Raw genomic sequence first — 15,506 nt, forward strand, 5'->3', positions numbered from 1 at the left:
GGGCAGCACGGGTGGTTCAGCCGGTTCCTTCGGGCAGGCCGACCACGGTCTTGGTCTCCAGGAACTCCTCGATGCCGTAGCGGCCGCCCTCCCGGCCGATGCCCGAGCGCTTGTAGCCGCCGAAGGGCGCCGCCACGTTCAGGCCCGCGCCGTTGATGCTCACCATCCCCGTACGCAGGCGGCGGGCCACCGCCAGGGCCCTCGCCGGGTCGCTCGACCACACGCCGCCCGACAGGCCGTAGTCGGAGTCGTTGGCGATGGCGACCGCCTCGTCCTCCGTGGCGTAGCTCATGATCGACAGGACCGGGCCGAAGATCTCCTCACGGGCGATCGTCATCTCCGGGCGCACGTCCGAGAAGATCGTCGGGGAGACGTACGCGCCCGGCCCCTCCGCCGCCGCGCCGCCTGCGACGAGGCGCGCGCCTTCCGCGAGGCCGGCGCGGATGTAGTCCTGGACGATCCCCTGCTGCCGCCGCGACGCCTGCGGGCCGATCCTGGTGGCGGGGTCGGACGGCGGTCCCGGCACCCACCCGGACGCCGCCTCGATCGCCAGCCGCTCGACCTCGCCGAGCAGGTGCGCGGGGACGAGCAGCCGGGTCAGCGCGGCGCAGATCTGCCCCGCGTTCGCGAAGCACCCGCCGACCGCCTGCGGAACGACGGACCCGAGGTCGGCGTCGTCGAGCACGATGCCGGCCGACTTGCCGCCGAGCTCCAGGGTGACCTTCTTGATCGTGGGAGCGGCCAGCTCGGCCACCCGTGCCCCCGCGCGTACGGACCCGGTGAGGGTCACCACGTCCACCAGAGGATGGGTGACCAGCGACTCGCCGGTGCCCGGCCCGTCCCCCGGCAGCAGGTTGAACACGCCCGCGGGCGCGCCCGCCGCCTGCACGATCTCGGCGAAGACGTACGCGTCCAGCGGGGTCAGCTCGCTCGGCTTCAGCACCACCGTGCAGCCGGCCACCAGGGCCGCGCCCACCTTGAGCGCGATCTGGTGCAGCGGGAAGTTCCACGGCGTGATCGCGGCGACCACCCCGGCCGGCTCGCGCAGCACCAGAGCGCCGCCGATGACCTCCTCGGCCGCGTAGGCGCGGCCGGCCTTGACGATCTCGCCGAGGTCGGCCAGCGCGACGCCGAGCTGCGCCTGCCTGGCGAACGTGATCGGGGTCCCCATCTGGAGCGTGAGCAGCCCGGCCAGCTCCTCCCGCCGCTCCTCGACCCCGGCCATGATCCGCTCGACCAGGGCGATCCGCTCCGTCATGGGCACCCGGGACCAGGCCGGGAAGGCCGCCGCGGCGGCCCGGACCGCGGCGTCGACGTCCTCGGCCGAGGCGACCGGGACCCGTCCCACCACCTGATCGGTGGCCGGGTCGATCACCTCGATCGGCCGGGCGTCGCCGCGCGGGGCGGTCCACTCGCCGCCGATCAGCAGGTCGTTGCGCTCGATCATGACTGCTCCTGCGGTACGGGACGCGGCACGCCCTCGTGGATCAGGTGCCAGGGTCCGGGGAACTCGCCGACGGGCGCCTCCACGAGCACCGGCTCACCGGCGGCCAGCGCCTCCTTCAGCACCGTCTCCAGCTCCTCGGGGCCGTTCGCCCGGGCGGCGGCGATGCCGAAGGCGTCGGCGAGCTTGGCGTAGTCGGGGTTGACCAGGTCGCTGGCGAAGTAGCGGGCGCCGAACCGGTTGCGCTGGATCCGCCGGACGTTGCCGAAGAAGCCGTCGTGGAAGACCACCGTCACCGTGGCCAGGCCGTACTTCTTGGCGGTGGAGAGCTCCTGGAGCGTCCAGGAGAAGCCGCCGTCGCCGGTGATGGAGACGACGGGCCGGTCGGGGTCGGCCGCCTTGACGCCGAGCGCAGTGGCGAAGCCGTACCCCAGGGTGCCCTGGTATCCGGGGGTCAGATACGTACGCGGCCGGTAGGTCGGATAGCAGGCGTTGGCCGCGTAACCGATCTGGGTCAGCTCGCTGACCAGCACGCCGTCGTCCGGCAGCGCGGCGCGGATCGCCCGCAGGTAGGCGCGCTGCGGCTCGATGTCGGCGTACTGCTCCTCCAGCCACTCCCGCGCCGCCTCGAACTCGGCCGTACGGGACTCGCGCTCCACCCCGCGCAGCTCCTCGGCGAGCGCCGCGAGGGCCAGCCGGGCGTCGCCGTGCACGGCGAGGTCGGGGGTGCGGGGCTCGCCGAGGTCGGCGGCCTCGGCGTTGATCAGGACCAGCCGGGCCCCCGCCGTGTTCACCTGGGAACTGAAGGCGGTCACGAACCGGGTGCCGACCGCGAGCACCACGTCGGCGTCCTCGCGCAGCCGGCGGAACGCGAGCGCGTCGAACGCGAGCGGGTGCCGGGCGGAGATGGCGCCGCGGCCGTTCTCGCTCACCACGACCGGCGCCTGCAGGATCTCGGCCAGCTCGCGCAGCTCCTCCGAGGCGCCGGCGGCGATCACGCCGCCGCCCGCGTAGATCAGCGGCCGCCGGGAGCCGCGGAGCAGCTCGGCGACGCCGTCGATCAGCTTGTGGTCCGGTACGACGGGCGCGGGCTGGGCTGCGCCGGGAATCTGGACGTCGGCCCGCGCGGCGAGCACGTCCGGCGGGATCTCCAGGGCGACCGGGCGGGGACGTCCCGAGCGCATCTCGGCGAAGGCGCGGTGGACCAGCCCCGGGATGTCCTCGGGACGCGCGGCGAAGCCGTTCCACTTGGTGAGCGTGCGCAGGATGCCGCTCTGGTCGGGGATCTCGTGCAGCGCGCCGAGCCCTCTGCCGATCGCCGCCGAGTCGATCTGGCCGCTGAGGTAGAGCATCGGGGACGAGCAGGCGTACGCGGTGGCCAGTCCGGCCAGGCCGTTGAGCATGCCCGGCCCCGGCACCACCATCGCGACGCCGGGCCGGCCCGTGGAGCGGGCGTAGCCGTCGGCCATGTAGGTGGCGGCCTGCTCGTTGCGCACACAGGTGAAGGCGATGTCGTCGCTCGCGTGGTAGAGCGCGTCGGCCGCGTGGTCGAGTTGCACGCCGGGGATGCCGAAGATCTGGCTGACGCCGTTGGCCACCAGCGAACGGGCGAGAGCCTCGCCGCCCGTCATGTCCATGAAGCTCCTTAGATCAGATAAACCATGTATATGGTTATGGCAGTTGGAGGATAGTGTCAACCATTTGTATGGTTCTCATGGATCCAGGGACGCGTGAGGGCACTCCGCCGGCGCGGCGAAAGATCTACAGTTGACAGGTCGCCGTCCAGAGGGAAGCCGGAATGCACAACGCAGACAAGGTCACCCAGGTGGCCTTCGATCGCAGCGATGCGCGATCGTCGATCGCCGAGACGCTGGTGGAGCGTCTCGAAAGCGCGATCCGCCGCAACCACCTCGCCCCGGGCCACCGCCTGGGCACCAAGGACGAGCTCCGCCAGCAGTTCGGGGTCGCGCCCGCCACGCTGGCCGAGGCGATCCGCGTGCTGCGGCTGCGCGGCGTCCTGGACGTGCGGCCGGGGCCCGGCGGCGGCCTCTTCGTCGCCGAGCAGTCGCCTCTGGTGCGCCTCGGTCACGACATGCTGCAGCTCGGCGCCGACGGCGCGTCGGCCAAGCACTGCCTGGCCGTCCTGGACGTGCTCGACCAGGAGGTGGCGCTCGACGCGGCCGCCCACCGCACCGAACAGGACATCAGCGAGCTGACCGAGCTGGTCGAGCAGCTGCGGCGGTCCTGGCCGGACCCGGCCGAGGCCCAGCGCTGCATCTGGGACCTGCACCGCAGGCTCGCCCTGATCTCGCCCAACGTGCTGCTGCGCACCATGTACATCCGGCTGGTCGACTACATCACCGGCGACCTGTCCTCCGCCATCACCGCCGAGGACTTCCGCACCGGCTCGGCCGACCGGCTGCAGGTGCACGTCGACCTGGCAGACGCGGTCATCCGGGGCGACCAGCGCGCCGCCGAGGCGATGGCGCTGCGCCACCGTGGGCTGGAACGCGACGATCGCTGACTCCGACACCTGGAAGGAGGGCCGGCGCCGGAAGGGCGCCGGCCCTTTCCATGTTGTGCGATCCCTCAAACCATTATATAGATTTACCTGATTATCGCGCACAGGAGGAGTGAGATGACCGTCAAGCACCGTGCCGCCATCGACACGTTGGTCGCCTACAAGCCGGGCAGGGCTCCCGCGGCCGGCCGTCCCAAGGTCAAGCTCTCTTCCAACGAGATGCCGTTCGGGCCCCTGCCGTCCGTGCTGGACGCGATCGCACGGGCCGCCACGACGCTGAACCGCTACCCCGACTTCCACCGCCTGGACCTGACCGAGGCGCTGGCGGCACGGCACGGCGTGGAGCCCTCGCAGGTGGTCGTGGACAACGGCTCGGGCGCGCTGCTCCAGGTGCTGGCCTCGGTCATCGCCGGTCCCGGCGACGAGATCCTGTACGCGTGGCGGGCCTTCGAGAGCTACCCGATCGTGACCACGGTCGCGGGGGCCACCGGGGTCACCGTGCCGCTCGACGACCGCCACACCCACGACCTGACCGCGATGGCGGCCGCGGCCACCGACCGGACGCGGATGGTCGTGGTCTGCAACCCGAACAACCCGACCGGCACCGTGGTGTCCCGCGCCGAGCTCGACCGGCTGCTGGACGCGCTGCCCGACGACGTGCTGGTGGTGCTGGACGAGGCCTACTGGGACTTCGTCACCGACCCGGACGCGCCCTGCGGCATCGACCTCGTCGCCGAGCGGCCCAACGTCGCCGTGCTGCGCACCTTCTCCAAGGCGTACGGGCTCGCCGGGCTGCGCGTGGGCTACTGCGTGACCCGGCCCGAGACGGCCGACCTGATCAGGAAGTCGATCGTCGGCTTCTCGGTCTCCACCCTGGCCCAGGCCGGCGCCCTCGCCTCGCTCACCGCGGAGGCCGATGTCGAGCTCAAGCAACGCGTCGCGCACGTCGTCGAGGAGCGCGCCAGGCTGACCGCCGAACTGGTCCGCCTGGGCGTCCCCACGGTGCCCAGCCAGGCCAACTTCGTGTTCATGCCGATGCCGGACGGTCCCGCCATGTTCACGACGTTCGAGGAGCGCGGGGTGATCCTGCGGGCGTACGGCACGGACGGGCTGCGCGTCACCGTCGGCACGGCCGAGGAGAACGACCGCTTCCTCACCCTGGCCGCGGAGCTGCTGCGGCGGTCCTGACCCGGCGCCCCGGTCTCCCGGGGCGCAGGCTCAGCCCCCCACGTGGCGCAGCGCCAGCGCGGCGAGCGCCACGGCCTGGTCGGCGAGCACGCCGTCGTCGAACACGGCACGGGGCGAATGGTTCATCTCTGCCCGCTCCGGGTCGATGTGGGCAGGCGTCGCCCCCACGAACACGAAGGCCCCCGGCACCTCGTCGAGCACGAACGAGAAGTCCTCCGAGGCCATCACGGGCGACTCCAGCCGCTGCGCGCGCTCGGGTCCGAAGGTCGCGGCCAGCGTGCTCAGCGCGCCTTCCGCGCACTCCGCGTCGTTCACCGTGACGGGGTACACGACCTCGAACTCCGTCTCGGCACGGCAGCCGTGGCCCTCCGCGATCCGTGACGCGAGCGCGGGCAGCTCCACGGCCAGCCGTTCCGCCGACGCCTTCGACAGGGTGCGTACCGTCCCGGCGAGCTCCGCCCGTTCCGGGATCACGTTCAGCACGTCGCCGGCCGAGAGCTTCGCCACCGAGATGACGATCGGGTCGAACACGGGCACGCGCCGGGTCACGTACGTCTGGAACGCCAGCACGATCTCCGCCAGCACCGGCACCGGGTCCACCGCCTCGTGCGGGCGCGAACCGTGCCCGCCGCGGCCGGTCACCCGTACGCGCAGCACGTTCGCCCCGGCCATGAGGGCGGCCGGGCGCGTGGAGAACGTGCCGGGCGTCCCGGGGAAGACGTGGATGCCGTACGCGGCCTCGACGCGCTGCCCGGCGGCGTCGAGGACGCCCTCCTCGATCATCAGGGGCGCGCCCCCGCCCGCCTCCTCCCCCGGCTGGAACATGAGGACGACGGACCCGCGCAGCTCGGACCGGCGTGCCGCGAGCAGCCGCGCCGCGCCGACGAGACCCGCCACGTGCAGGTCGTGGCCGCAGGCGTGCATGGCGCCGTTCCGGGACGCGAACGCCAGCCCGGTCTCCTCCTGGATCGCGAGCGCGTCCATGTCCGCCCGCAGCAGCACCGAGGGGCCGGGGCGGTCGCCGCGCAGCACGGCGGTCACGGAGCTGAGGCGCTCACCCAGGCGGATGTCCAGATCGAGCGGCTTGAGCGCCTCGACGATCGCCGCCTGGGTACGCGGCAGGTCGAAGCCCACCTCGGGTTCGGCGTGCAGCCGGCGCCGGAGCGCGACGAGGTCGTCGGCGAGTGCGGCGGCGTCCGCGCGCAGCGACTCGGGAGTCAGCGCGCTCATCGTCCCGCCCACCGATCCGCCACCACCCGCACGCCGTCCTCGGCGCGGTAGACCTCGCGTCCGGAGATGTGCACGCGTTCGACGGACGAGCCGAGTTCGAGCGGGTCGCCGCTCCACACCACGACGTCGCCGTCGCGGCCGGGCTCCAGGGCGCCGACCCGCTCGCCGAGCCCGGCGATGCCGGCCGCGGAAGAGGTGATCGCCGCGATCGCCTCGTCCCAGGTCAGCCCGGCTCTCCTGGCCACGGCCGCCTGGATGACGAGGGCGTCGATCGGCACCACCGGATGGTCGGTGCAGATCGCGGTGCGCACGCCGGCCCGGGTCAGCGCGACCAGGTTGTCCACGGACGCCTCGCGGGTCTCGACCTTGCCCCGGGTGCAGAGCACGGGACCGAAGATGACCGGCACGTCGCGTTCGGCCAGCACGCCGGCGAGCCGGTGGGCCTCGGTGCCGTGGTTGAGCACGAGGCGGAGCCCGAACTCGTCGGCGATCCGCAGCGCGGTCGCGATGTCGTCGTGCCGATGGACGTGCTGGTCCCATACGAGGTCGCCCGCCAGCGCGGCCGCCAGCGCCTCCTGGCCGAGGTCGCGGGCGAAGAACTCGCCCTTCTCCTGGGCGGCGGCCCGGCGGGCGGCGTACTCGCCCGCCGCGACGAGCGCGCGGCGGATGACCAGCGCGACGCCGAGCCGGGTGCGCGGCAGCTGGCCGCGTTCCCCGTAGGAGTTCTTGGGGTTCTCGCCCAGCGCCGACTTCATGCCGACCGGGTGCTTCACGACCTGCTCGTCGACGGTCCGGCCGCCCCAGGTCTTCATCGCCACGCTCGTCCCGCCGATCGGGTTGCCCGATCCCGGCTTCACGACGACGGTGGTGACCCCGCCCGCGAGCGCGTCACGGAAGGCGCGGTCGTCGATGTTGATCGCGTCGATGGCCCGCACCGCGGACATGTCGGGCGCGCTGACCTCGCTGGCGTCCGCCCCCGCCGGCCCTTCGCCGTCCTCGTGGGCGCCGATGTGGGTGTGCGTGTCCACGAACCCGGGGAGCACCCATCGCCCGTCCGCCTCGACGACGGGGACGCCCTCGGGCACGTACGGGTCGTCGTCGACCCGCTCGATCACCCCGTTCCGCACCAGGACCGTGCCGCGGTCGACGATGCGGCCGGTGCCGGTCACCACCCGTCCGCCGACGAATGCGACCTCCGCCATGCTCACTTCCCTTCGCTGCCGTCGCCTCCGCGCACGAAGGCGCCGAGGTCGTCCGAGAGCAGGGTCAGGCTCTCGGGGTCGGTGTACATCATGTGTCCCGCCGGATAGCGGCTCTCGCTCACGCGCTCGGCCGGCAGTCCGTACTGGGAGAGCAGGTGTTCGAGCGAGCCGACGGTCGTCAGGGTGTCGAAGTGCCCGGTGCCGAAGAACAGGCGCGCGCCGGCGTTGGCGCGCAGCAGCGCGGCCAGGTGCGCCGGGTAGTCGAACAGCGCGAAGGGCGAGGGCATCGTGCTGCCGCCGAAGCGCAGGGCGGCGGCGTCCTCAAGGTAGTTCCAGCGTTCGTGCGCGGGGCGGGCGACGCGGTAGCGGCACTCGCGGGGGATGCCCAGGTGCTCGGTGAACAGCCGGCGGGCGGCCGCGTAGAAGACGGGGTCGAGCCGTACGGACGCGGCGTCCACCCGGGGCTCGACCGCGCCGGGCGGCGGGGCGGGAAGGGTGTAGCGGGCGTCGGTCAGCCCGAGCACGAGCCCGCGGTCGGCCAGGAGCAGCGTGCGGAACTCCTCCTTGTCGACGCGCAGCCGGCGCGCCCGCAGCTCCGCGACGCCGAGGCCGGTGAAACCCGCCAGCCTCTCGACGAGCGCGTCGGGCATCTCGCCGGTGAGCAGCGCCGAGGCGTACTCGTCGACGGCGAAGGCGTGCGCCTGCCGTACCACCTCGTCCAGGTCGAGCGCGGCGTGGGCGCTCTTGCCGTGGTACCACGCGGTGGCGGCGAGCAGCGGGAGCGCGGCGACGAACCCGACGGGGTTGCCGGGCCGCTGCGTGGTCTCCTGCGCGTTCACGCACTGGCCGAGCATGGCGACGCCGGAGACCGCGACCGGCTCGTCGGCGGTGAGGAGGTCGGTCGCGGTGAGCGCGGCCCGGATCGTGCCGTAGCTCTCGCCCAGCAGGTAGACGGGCGATTCGAGGCGGTCGTGGCGCTCCAGCCACGACCGTACGAGCTGCGCGGTGAGCGCGGCGTCCCGGCCGGCGCCCGAGATGGCGGCGGGTTCCACGCCGTCGGCGAGCCGCCCGAAACCGGTCTCGATCGGGTCGATGAACACCAGGTCGGCGACGGCGAGGAGGGTGTCGGGGCTCGGCTCCAGCGTGTCCTTCGCGACGGGCGCGGCGTCGAGCTCGCGGGGGACCACCGCGCGCCAGGGGCCGAGGCCGCCGAGGTGCAGCCAGAGGGAGGAGCACCCCGGCCCGCCGTTGAAGAGGAAGAGAACCGGGCGATCCTCCGGGGCCGCGTCCTTGACGTACGCGAACGTCCACGCGTCACCGAGTGTGCGCCCGGACTCGTCGGCCAGCGGCAGGCATTCCGCCTCCGCCGTGAACGCGATCGGCGCGTCACCGATCAGCGCGGAGTGCCGGCTTGTGTAGCGCTGGGGCATCTCTTGATCCTCGCGAGGAAACTATCGCACAAATGTTTATAATGATTTAGGATCATATGAGGCCCCGGTTACGGGAGTCAATGATTGAAATCGTATAGACCGATGGGAGCAGGATGAGCGATCCCGGAACCGAGATCGGCGCGGAGGAGCGCGTCGAGACCCGGCACCAGATCCGATTCGGCGAGCGCACGCTCGACTACACCGCGGCCGCGGGAACCGTCCTGGTCCGGGACGACCAGGGGCGCCCGAAGACGAGCATGTTCTACGTCGCGTACACCGCTCCCCACCAGGAAGGCGGCCCGAGGCGGCCGATCACCTTCCTGTTCAACGGCGGCCCCGGCTCGGCCAGCCTGTGGCTGAACATCGGCGGGTTCGGGCCGAAGCGCACGCCGACCGCGACGCCGTCCGCGACCCCGCCCCCGCCGTACACCGTCGGCGACAACCCGCACAGCCTGCTCGAGTTCAGCGATCTCGTCTTCCTCGACGCCCCCGGCACCGGCTACTCGCGGCTGATCGGCGACACGTCGGCCGCGGAGGTCTGGGGCGTCGACCAGGACGTCGACATGTTCGCCCGGGCGATCACCCGCTACCTCACCCTCACGAACAACTGGAACGCTCCCCGCTTCCTCTTCGGGGAGTCGTACGGCACGACCCGGGCGGCCGCGCTCGTGCACCGGCTGCAGAACCAGGGGCTCGACTTCAACGGCGTCGTCCTGCTCTCCACCATGCTGAACTGGGCGGAGAACCACCTCGGTCTCGACCAGGAGCACATCAACCTGCTGCCGTCGATGGCCGCGACCGCCTGGTACCACGGCCGCTCCCGCGTCGGCGCGGCCGGCCTCGACGAGCTGCTGGACCAGGCGCGCGAGTTCGCCCAGGGCGAGTACGCCACCGCGCTCCAGCTCGGCGACCGGCTGCCAGCCGACCGCGAGCAGGCGATCGCCGAGCGGTTCAGCGCGTTCACCGGCCTCGACGCCGACCTCGTACGCCGCAGCCGCTTCCGGATCGGCATGGAGCCGTTCCGCGACGCCCTCCTCGCCGACAAGGGACAGGTCGTCGGCCGCTTCGACACCCGCTTCGTCGCCGATCACCAGTACGTCGTCGGCACCGGCTCGCACGACCCCGCCACCAACGACGCGGCGACCGCCGGCGTGAACAGCGCGCACCTCTCGGCGTTCAGGGAACACCTCGCCGGCGACCTCGGCTGGACCAGCGAGCTGCACTACCGCCACCTCTACAACATGGTGATCTCGCGTGCCTGGGACTGGCACCACAAGGCGCCCGGCATCGACGAGCCGATGCCGGTGCCCGTCGTGAGCCTCGACCTGTCGGCGGCGCTGCGCCGCAACCCCAGCCTGCGGGTCGCGGTGATGGGCGGCGTCTACGACCTCGCGACCCCGTTCTTCGGGGCCGAGGTGGACATCGCCAAGCTCTATCTCGCCCCGCACCTGCGGGAGAACGTCGAGTTCCGCTTCTACGAGTCGGGGCACATGACGTTCGTGGACGAGGTGGTGGTGGCGCGGATGAAGGCCGACCTCGCGGCCTTCTACGCCCGCTCGACCGCCCACAAGCCGGTCGATCCCTTCTGACGGCCGACGGCCGGGTGCCTCAGGCGAGGTGCCCGGCCGCCAGCGACGCGAGCGCGACGGCCTGGTCAGCGAGCACGGCGTCGTCGAAGACGACGTGCGGCGAGTGGTTCGGCGCGGCCGTCTCATGATCGATCTCGCGCGGCGTCGCCCGCAGGAAGACGAAGACCCCGGGCACCTCGCGCAGAACGTAGCTGAAGTCCTCCGACCCCATGACGGGAGCGGGCGAGACGCGGACCCGTTCGTCGCCGAAGGCCGCCGACAGCGTGGTCAGCGCACCGGCCGCGAGCGCCGGGTCGTTGACCGTCGGCGGGCACAGCACGCGGAGGTCGACGTCGGCGGCGCAGCCGTGGGCGGCGGCGACGCCCTTGACCAGCTCGGGCAGCCCGGCCTGCAACTGGTCGAGCGCGGCCTCGGACAACATCCGGATCGTCGCGCCGAGCCCGGCCTCGTCGGAGATGATGTTCCTGGCCGCTCCGCCCGCGCGCAGCTGCGTCGTGCTGAGCACCACGGGGTCGAAGACGTCGAACCGCCGCGTCACGAACGTCTGCAGCGCCTGGACCAGCTCGGCGACCGCGGGCACGGGGTCGATTGTGAGGTGCGGGGCGGAGGCGTGCCCGCCTCTCCCCCGTACGACGACGTCAAGCTCGGCGCATCCCGCCATGAGCGGCCCCGGGCGCGTGGAGAAGACGCCGTACTCGCCCGGCACCACATGGATGCCGTAGGCCGCGACCGGGCGCTTGCCGGCCGCGTCGAACACTCCCTCGGCGATCATGCGAGCGGCCCCGTCCGCGACCTCCTCACCGGGCTGGAACATGAACACGACGTCGCCGGCGAGTTCCTCCCGCCGCCCGTGCAGGAGCATCGCGGCGCCGACGAGCCCGGCCACGTGCACGTCGTGTCCGCACGCGTGCATGGCCTCGCCACGCGCCCGGTAGGGCAGGTCGGTCAGCTCGCGCATGGGCAACGCGTCCATGTCGGCGCGCAGCAGCACGACCGGCCCGGGACGGCCGCCCCGCAGCACCGCCACGACCGAGTCCAGCTCCTTCCCGAGCGTGATCTCAAGGTCGAGCCCCTGGAGCGCGGCGACGACCCGCTGCTGGGTCCTGGGCAGCCGCAGCCCGAGCTCGGGGTCGGCGTGGATCTCGCGGCGCAGGCGGACGAGCTCGGGCAGGATCCGCTGGGCTTCCTCGCGCATCAGGCCACACCTTCCTCTTCGGCGAATCGCAGCAGGCGGTCGGTGCCGGCGCTCTCGATGCGCGGGATCGCCGACACGAGTGACCGCGTGTAGGGCTGGCGCGGGTTCGTCACGATCTCCTCCGCGTCGCCGTACTCGACCACGCAGCCCCGGCTCATCACCGCGGTCGTGTCGGCGATGTAGCGGACGGCGGCGAGGTTGTGCGTGATGAAGATCATCGACAGTTCGAGCTCGCGCTGCAGCTCACGGATGAGGTTGAGCACCGCGCCCTGGACCGAGGCGTCGAGCGCCGAGGTGATCTCGTCGGCGACGATGAGCCGCGGGCGCACCGCGAGGCACCGGGCGATGGCCACCCGCTGCCGCATGCCGCCCGAGATCCGCGACGGGTACTGGTCGGCGACCGCGGGCTTCAGCCGTACGAGATCCAGCAGCTCGCGCACGGACGCGGCGCGCTGCTTCGCGTCCAGGTCGCGGTGCGTCGTCAGGGCCTCCTCGATCGTCTCGCCGACCGTCATCCGCGGGTTCAGCGACGAGTAGGGGTCCTGGAAGATCATCTGTACGTCCTGCGCCCTCCGGCGGCGGTCGACACCGCGCGTACGCAGCAGGTCGTCGCCGTCGAGCGTGATGCGTCCCGAGGTCGCCCGCTGCAGGCCGGCCACCGTCCGCGCGACGGTGGACTTGCCGGAACCGGACTCCCCGACCAGCCCCACGATCGTGCCGTGCGGGACGGTCAGCGACACTCCGTCGACGGCGTTGAAAGTCTGCCGGCCGCGGCCGAAGGTCACGACCAGGTCCTCGATGACGAGCTCGGCCATCAGGCTCCTCCCTCCTCGTGCCCGGCGGTGTCGTCCTGGGGATGCCAGCACGCGACCCTGCCGCCGTGGCGGTGCGGCGTCAGAACGGGCGTCTCGGTCTCGCAGCGGGCGGTCGCGAACGCGCAGCGGGCGGCGAAGGCGCACCCCGTGATGGGCTGGGACAGGTCCGGCGGCTCGCCGGGGATCGTCACCAGCGGCTTGCCGCGGTCGGTGTCGAGGTCGGGGAGCGAGGCCACGAGCGCCCTCGTGTAGGGGTGCGCGAGCCGCTCCGGGGTCGGCAGGAGCGCGATGTCGACGTCCTCGACGACCCGGCCCGCGTACATCACGAGAATGCGCCCGCACAGCTCGGCCAGGACGGCGACGTCGTGCGAGACGACGACGGCGGCCGCGCCGGACTCGGCGCACTTGTTGCGCAGCAGCGCGAGCACGCGACGTTGGACGGTCACGTCGAGCGCCGTGGTGGGCTCGTCGGCGATGATGAGCGACGGCGAGCCGATCTGCGCCATCGCGATGAGCGCGCGCTGGCGCATCCCACCGGAGAACTCGTGCGGGAACTGCTGGGCGCGGCGCTCGGCCTCGGGGATCCGTACGTCGTCGAGCGCCCGCACCGCCTTCGCCCGCGCCGGCTTGCGGCCGTCGCCGAGGTGGACGCGGGGGACCTCGGCGAGCTGCGTACCCACGCGCAGCGCGGGGTTGAGCGCGGTGAGCGAGTCCTGGAACACCACGCCCACCCGGGTCCCGAGCACCTTGCCGGCCGCGGCGGGGGTGAGGCCGGTCAGGTCGTCGCCGTCGAACCGGAGCCGGCGGGCGGTCACGGCGGCGCCCGCGGGGGCGAGCTGCGCGACCGACATCATGGTGACGCTCTTGCCGCTGCCGGACTCCCCGACGACGCCCACGATCTCGCCCGGATAGATGCTGAAGGAGACGTCCTGAACGGGACGGATCCAGCCGTCCGGCCCGGGGAAGGACACCGACAGCCCGTCCACCTCCAGCAGCGGAACGGGCCCCTCGTCGAGCGTCGCCGCTTGCCGCTCGGCGACCGGCGCGGGGCCGAGCCGGCGAGGGGCCAGCGCCTTCCTGTTCTCCCGGTTGCGCAGCTGCCCGGCGAGCGACTCGCCGAGCATGCTGAACGCGAGCCCCGCGAAGACCACGGCGACACCGGGGCCGATGGCGGCCACGGGCGAGTTGTAGACCTGGCCGAATCCCTCGCTGAGCAGGCGGCCCCAGTCGAAGTCCGGCGGCTGCACGCCGACGCCCAGGAAGCTCAGGCTGGACAGCGCGAGCAGGCCGCCGCCGATCGAGGAGGTCACGTTGACGATGACGGGCTCGGCGATGTTCGGGAGCACGTACCGCGTGAACTGGCGCCGCTGGGAGACCCCGAGCATGCGCGCGGCGGCCAGGTACTCCGAACCGCCGACCCGCGAGGAGAGCGTCTGCGCGAGCCGCGCGAACGACGGCGTCATGGTGAGCGCGAGGGCGATCACCGCCGTCGTCGCCCCCGTACCGAGGAGGATCACCGTGAGCATGGCCACCAGGAGCACGGGGAACGCGAGCCAGGTGTTGATGACGCCGGCGAACCACCGCTGAGCGCGCGCCCCGAGCACCGCGGGCACGGCCCCGAGCAGCAGGCCGGCGCAGAGGCCCATGAGCGTCGCCGCGACGGCCATCACCAGCGAGAGCCGCGAGGCCACGAGGGTGCGCAGGAGGATGTCCCGGCCGAGCTTGTCGGTGCCGAGCAGGTGTTCGGCGGACGGGGGCAGCGCGATGGCGTCGGGATTCGCCTTCACGGCCTCCTCGCCCCACAGGACCGGGGCGAACACCGCGAGCAGGACGAGAACCCCGAGCATGCACAGGGCGATGATCGCCATCGGCTGCCCGGACAGTCCGAAGCGACGGGTCGTCATGAGGTCTCCAGGAGCGAGGTACGCCGGTCAAGCACGGAGAGCACGAGGTCGACGAGCAGGTTGACGACGAGGATCATCGCGGCGTACACGAGCGCGAGACCCTGGACGATGCCGTAGTCCTTCGTGGTGATGGCCCCCACGAAGGCCGTGCCGAGCCCCGGCCAGTTGAACACCTGCTCGACCAGCACGCTGCCCGCCATCATCGTCCCGAGCAGCGTGCCGCCGATCGTGAGCGTCGCGGTGAGCATGTTCGGCAGTGCGTGCCGGAAATAGACCATCCAGGCGGGCAGCCGCTTCGAGCGGGCCGTGCGCACGTAGTCGTCTTTCAGCGTGTTGAGCGCCTCGATCCGGGCGATACGCGAGATGGACGCCGCCGCCGACACGGACAGGGCTATCACCGGCAGCACGTACGACGCCGCTCCCGTCCGCCCGGCGACCGGGAACGCGTGCAGCGTGACGGCGAAGACGATGACGAGGACGACGCCCAGCAGATATTCGGGGATGGCCGCGATGAACGCCGTGACCCCGGTGAACACCGTCTCGGCGCCGCGCCGCCCGCTGTGCTGGGTGATGATCGCGACGCCGAGGCCCACGGGCACGGCGACGAGCAGCACCACGAGGAAGGCGATGCCGGCCAGCTCGACCGTCGCCGGCAGCCGGTGCGAGACGAGCTCCGTCACGGAGCGGCCCGTGATGATCGAGACACCGAGATCGCCGCGGAACAGACCCGTGAGGTAGTCGAAGTACTGGACGATGAGGGGATCGTTGAGGCCCAGCTGCTCCCGCCGGGCCTGCACCACGCTCTCGGCGGCGGTCGCGCCGAGCGCGGATCGCACGGGATCGCCCCCGGCCATCCGCAGCACGAGGAACGCGACCGTGACGATCATCCACATCGCGACCAGCATGCGCCCGGTGCGACGGAGCAGGAAGCCGAGCCACCGGTTGCCGCCGCGGCGGCCACCGGTGGTGGATTTCGAGCGTGCCATCA

At 72.4% G+C, this 15,506-nt stretch carries 12 protein-coding genes; 3 read left to right on the forward strand and 9 right to left on the reverse strand.

Annotated features, from left to right (window positions below):
* Nucleotides 1–16: 16 nt before the first annotated feature.
* Both SMD20_RS27415 and SMD20_RS27420 read right to left on the reverse strand, forming a co-directional pair.
* Complete coding sequence (locus SMD20_RS27415) at nucleotides 17–1,447, reverse strand: aldehyde dehydrogenase family protein (protein ID WP_329586413.1); 1,431 nt, start codon at nucleotides 1,445–1,447, stop codon at nucleotides 17–19.
* Entirely contained in the window at nucleotides 1,444–3,081 is a 1,638-nt protein-coding gene (locus SMD20_RS27420) for a thiamine pyrophosphate-dependent enzyme (RefSeq protein ID WP_329586416.1), read from the reverse strand. The genes SMD20_RS27415 and SMD20_RS27420 overlap by 4 nt, the downstream gene beginning before the upstream one ends.
* Nucleotides 3,082–3,242: 161 nt before the next feature.
* Between SMD20_RS27420 and SMD20_RS27425 the strand changes: the two genes are divergently transcribed.
* Together SMD20_RS27425 and hisC are read left to right on the forward strand one after the other, a co-directional pair.
* Nucleotides 3,243–3,968: a FadR/GntR family transcriptional regulator gene (locus SMD20_RS27425; RefSeq protein ID WP_329586419.1), complete on the forward strand. Its 726-nt coding sequence runs from the start codon at nucleotides 3,243–3,245 to the stop codon at nucleotides 3,966–3,968.
* Between the two features lie 114 nt (nucleotides 3,969–4,082).
* Nucleotides 4,083–5,153, forward strand: a complete 1,071-nt coding sequence (gene hisC, locus SMD20_RS27430; RefSeq protein WP_329586421.1) for a histidinol-phosphate transaminase — start codon at nucleotides 4,083–4,085, stop codon at nucleotides 5,151–5,153.
* A 30-nt stretch (nucleotides 5,154–5,183) separates the two neighbouring features.
* Here the strand turns inward: hisC and SMD20_RS27435 are convergent, their stop codons facing one another.
* From SMD20_RS27435 to SMD20_RS27445, 3 genes are read right to left on the reverse strand one after another with little or no spacing between them, the layout of a single operon-like run.
* A complete protein-coding gene (locus SMD20_RS27435) occupies nucleotides 5,184–6,383 on the reverse strand; it encodes a M20 metallopeptidase family protein (RefSeq protein WP_329586423.1) in 1,200 nt (399 codons plus the stop codon).
* On the reverse strand, nucleotides 6,380–7,585 hold the full coding sequence (locus SMD20_RS27440) for an amidohydrolase family protein (protein WP_329586426.1): 1,206 nt from the start codon (nucleotides 7,583–7,585) through the stop codon (nucleotides 6,380–6,382). Before SMD20_RS27440 ends, SMD20_RS27435 begins: the two co-directional genes overlap by 4 nt.
* 2 nt (nucleotides 7,586–7,587) lie before the next feature.
* Nucleotides 7,588–9,015, reverse strand: coding sequence for a S10 family serine carboxypeptidase-like protein (locus tag SMD20_RS27445; protein WP_329586429.1), 1,428 nt, complete (start codon nucleotides 9,013–9,015; stop codon nucleotides 7,588–7,590).
* 113 nt (nucleotides 9,016–9,128) lie between these two features.
* Here SMD20_RS27445 and SMD20_RS27450 point away from each other — a divergent pair, with 113 nt between their 5' ends.
* The gene (locus tag SMD20_RS27450; RefSeq protein WP_329586432.1) at nucleotides 9,129–10,604 is read left to right on the forward strand and encodes a S10 family peptidase; all 1,476 of its coding nucleotides are present in this window, start codon (nucleotides 9,129–9,131) and stop codon (nucleotides 10,602–10,604) included.
* A gap of 19 nt (nucleotides 10,605–10,623) precedes the next feature.
* On the opposite strand, the gene SMD20_RS27455 is transcribed toward SMD20_RS27450, so the two are convergent.
* Genes SMD20_RS27455 through SMD20_RS27470 form a run of 4 tightly spaced genes read right to left on the reverse strand, consistent with a single transcriptional unit; the run spans nucleotide 10,624 to nucleotide 15,504 of the window.
* The gene (locus tag SMD20_RS27455) at nucleotides 10,624–11,799 is read right to left on the reverse strand and encodes a M20 metallopeptidase family protein (RefSeq protein WP_329586434.1); all 1,176 of its coding nucleotides are present in this window, start codon (nucleotides 11,797–11,799) and stop codon (nucleotides 10,624–10,626) included.
* Entirely contained in the window at nucleotides 11,799–12,614 is an 816-nt protein-coding gene (locus SMD20_RS27460) for an ABC transporter ATP-binding protein (RefSeq protein ID WP_329586437.1), read from the reverse strand. The genes SMD20_RS27455 and SMD20_RS27460 overlap by 1 nt, the downstream gene beginning before the upstream one ends.
* The gene (locus SMD20_RS27465) at nucleotides 12,614–14,518 is read right to left on the reverse strand and encodes a dipeptide/oligopeptide/nickel ABC transporter permease/ATP-binding protein (protein ID WP_329586439.1); all 1,905 of its coding nucleotides are present in this window, start codon (nucleotides 14,516–14,518) and stop codon (nucleotides 12,614–12,616) included. The genes SMD20_RS27460 and SMD20_RS27465 overlap by 1 nt, the downstream gene beginning before the upstream one ends.
* Nucleotides 14,515–15,504, reverse strand: coding sequence for an ABC transporter permease (locus tag SMD20_RS27470; RefSeq protein ID WP_329586441.1), 990 nt, complete (start codon nucleotides 15,502–15,504; stop codon nucleotides 14,515–14,517). The genes SMD20_RS27465 and SMD20_RS27470 overlap by 4 nt, the downstream gene beginning before the upstream one ends.
* Between the last annotated feature and the right edge of the window lie 2 nt (nucleotides 15,505–15,506).

The organism is Nonomuraea sp. LP-02, assembly GCF_036289125.1.
Lineage (GTDB): Bacteria > Actinomycetota > Actinomycetes > Streptosporangiales > Streptosporangiaceae > Nonomuraea > Nonomuraea bangladeshensis.

Coding starts and splice junctions, on each gene's coding strand:
- SMD20_RS27415 (WP_329586413.1), bottom strand. CDS start 1,447: ATGATCGAGCGCAACGACCTGCTGATCGGCGGCGAGTGGACCGCCCCG.
- SMD20_RS27420 (WP_329586416.1), bottom strand. CDS start 3,081: ATGGACATGACGGGCGGCGAGGCTCTCGCCCGTTCGCTGGTGGCCAAC.
- SMD20_RS27425 (WP_329586419.1), top strand. CDS start 3,243: ATGCACAACGCAGACAAGGTCACCCAGGTGGCCTTCGATCGCAGCGAT.
- hisC (WP_329586421.1), top strand. CDS start 4,083: ATGACCGTCAAGCACCGTGCCGCCATCGACACGTTGGTCGCCTACAAG.
- SMD20_RS27435 (WP_329586423.1), bottom strand. CDS start 6,383: ATGAGCGCGCTGACTCCCGAGTCGCTGCGCGCGGACGCCGCCGCACTC.
- SMD20_RS27440 (WP_329586426.1), bottom strand. CDS start 7,585: ATGGCGGAGGTCGCATTCGTCGGCGGACGGGTGGTGACCGGCACCGGC.
- SMD20_RS27445 (WP_329586429.1), bottom strand. CDS start 9,015: ATGCCCCAGCGCTACACAAGCCGGCACTCCGCGCTGATCGGTGACGCG.
- SMD20_RS27450 (WP_329586432.1), top strand. CDS start 9,129: ATGAGCGATCCCGGAACCGAGATCGGCGCGGAGGAGCGCGTCGAGACC.
- SMD20_RS27455 (WP_329586434.1), bottom strand. CDS start 11,799: ATGCGCGAGGAAGCCCAGCGGATCCTGCCCGAGCTCGTCCGCCTGCGC.
- SMD20_RS27460 (WP_329586437.1), bottom strand. CDS start 12,614: ATGGCCGAGCTCGTCATCGAGGACCTGGTCGTGACCTTCGGCCGCGGC.
- SMD20_RS27465 (WP_329586439.1), bottom strand. CDS start 14,518: ATGACGACCCGTCGCTTCGGACTGTCCGGGCAGCCGATGGCGATCATC.
- SMD20_RS27470 (WP_329586441.1), bottom strand. CDS start 15,504: ATGGCACGCTCGAAATCCACCACCGGTGGCCGCCGCGGCGGCAACCGG.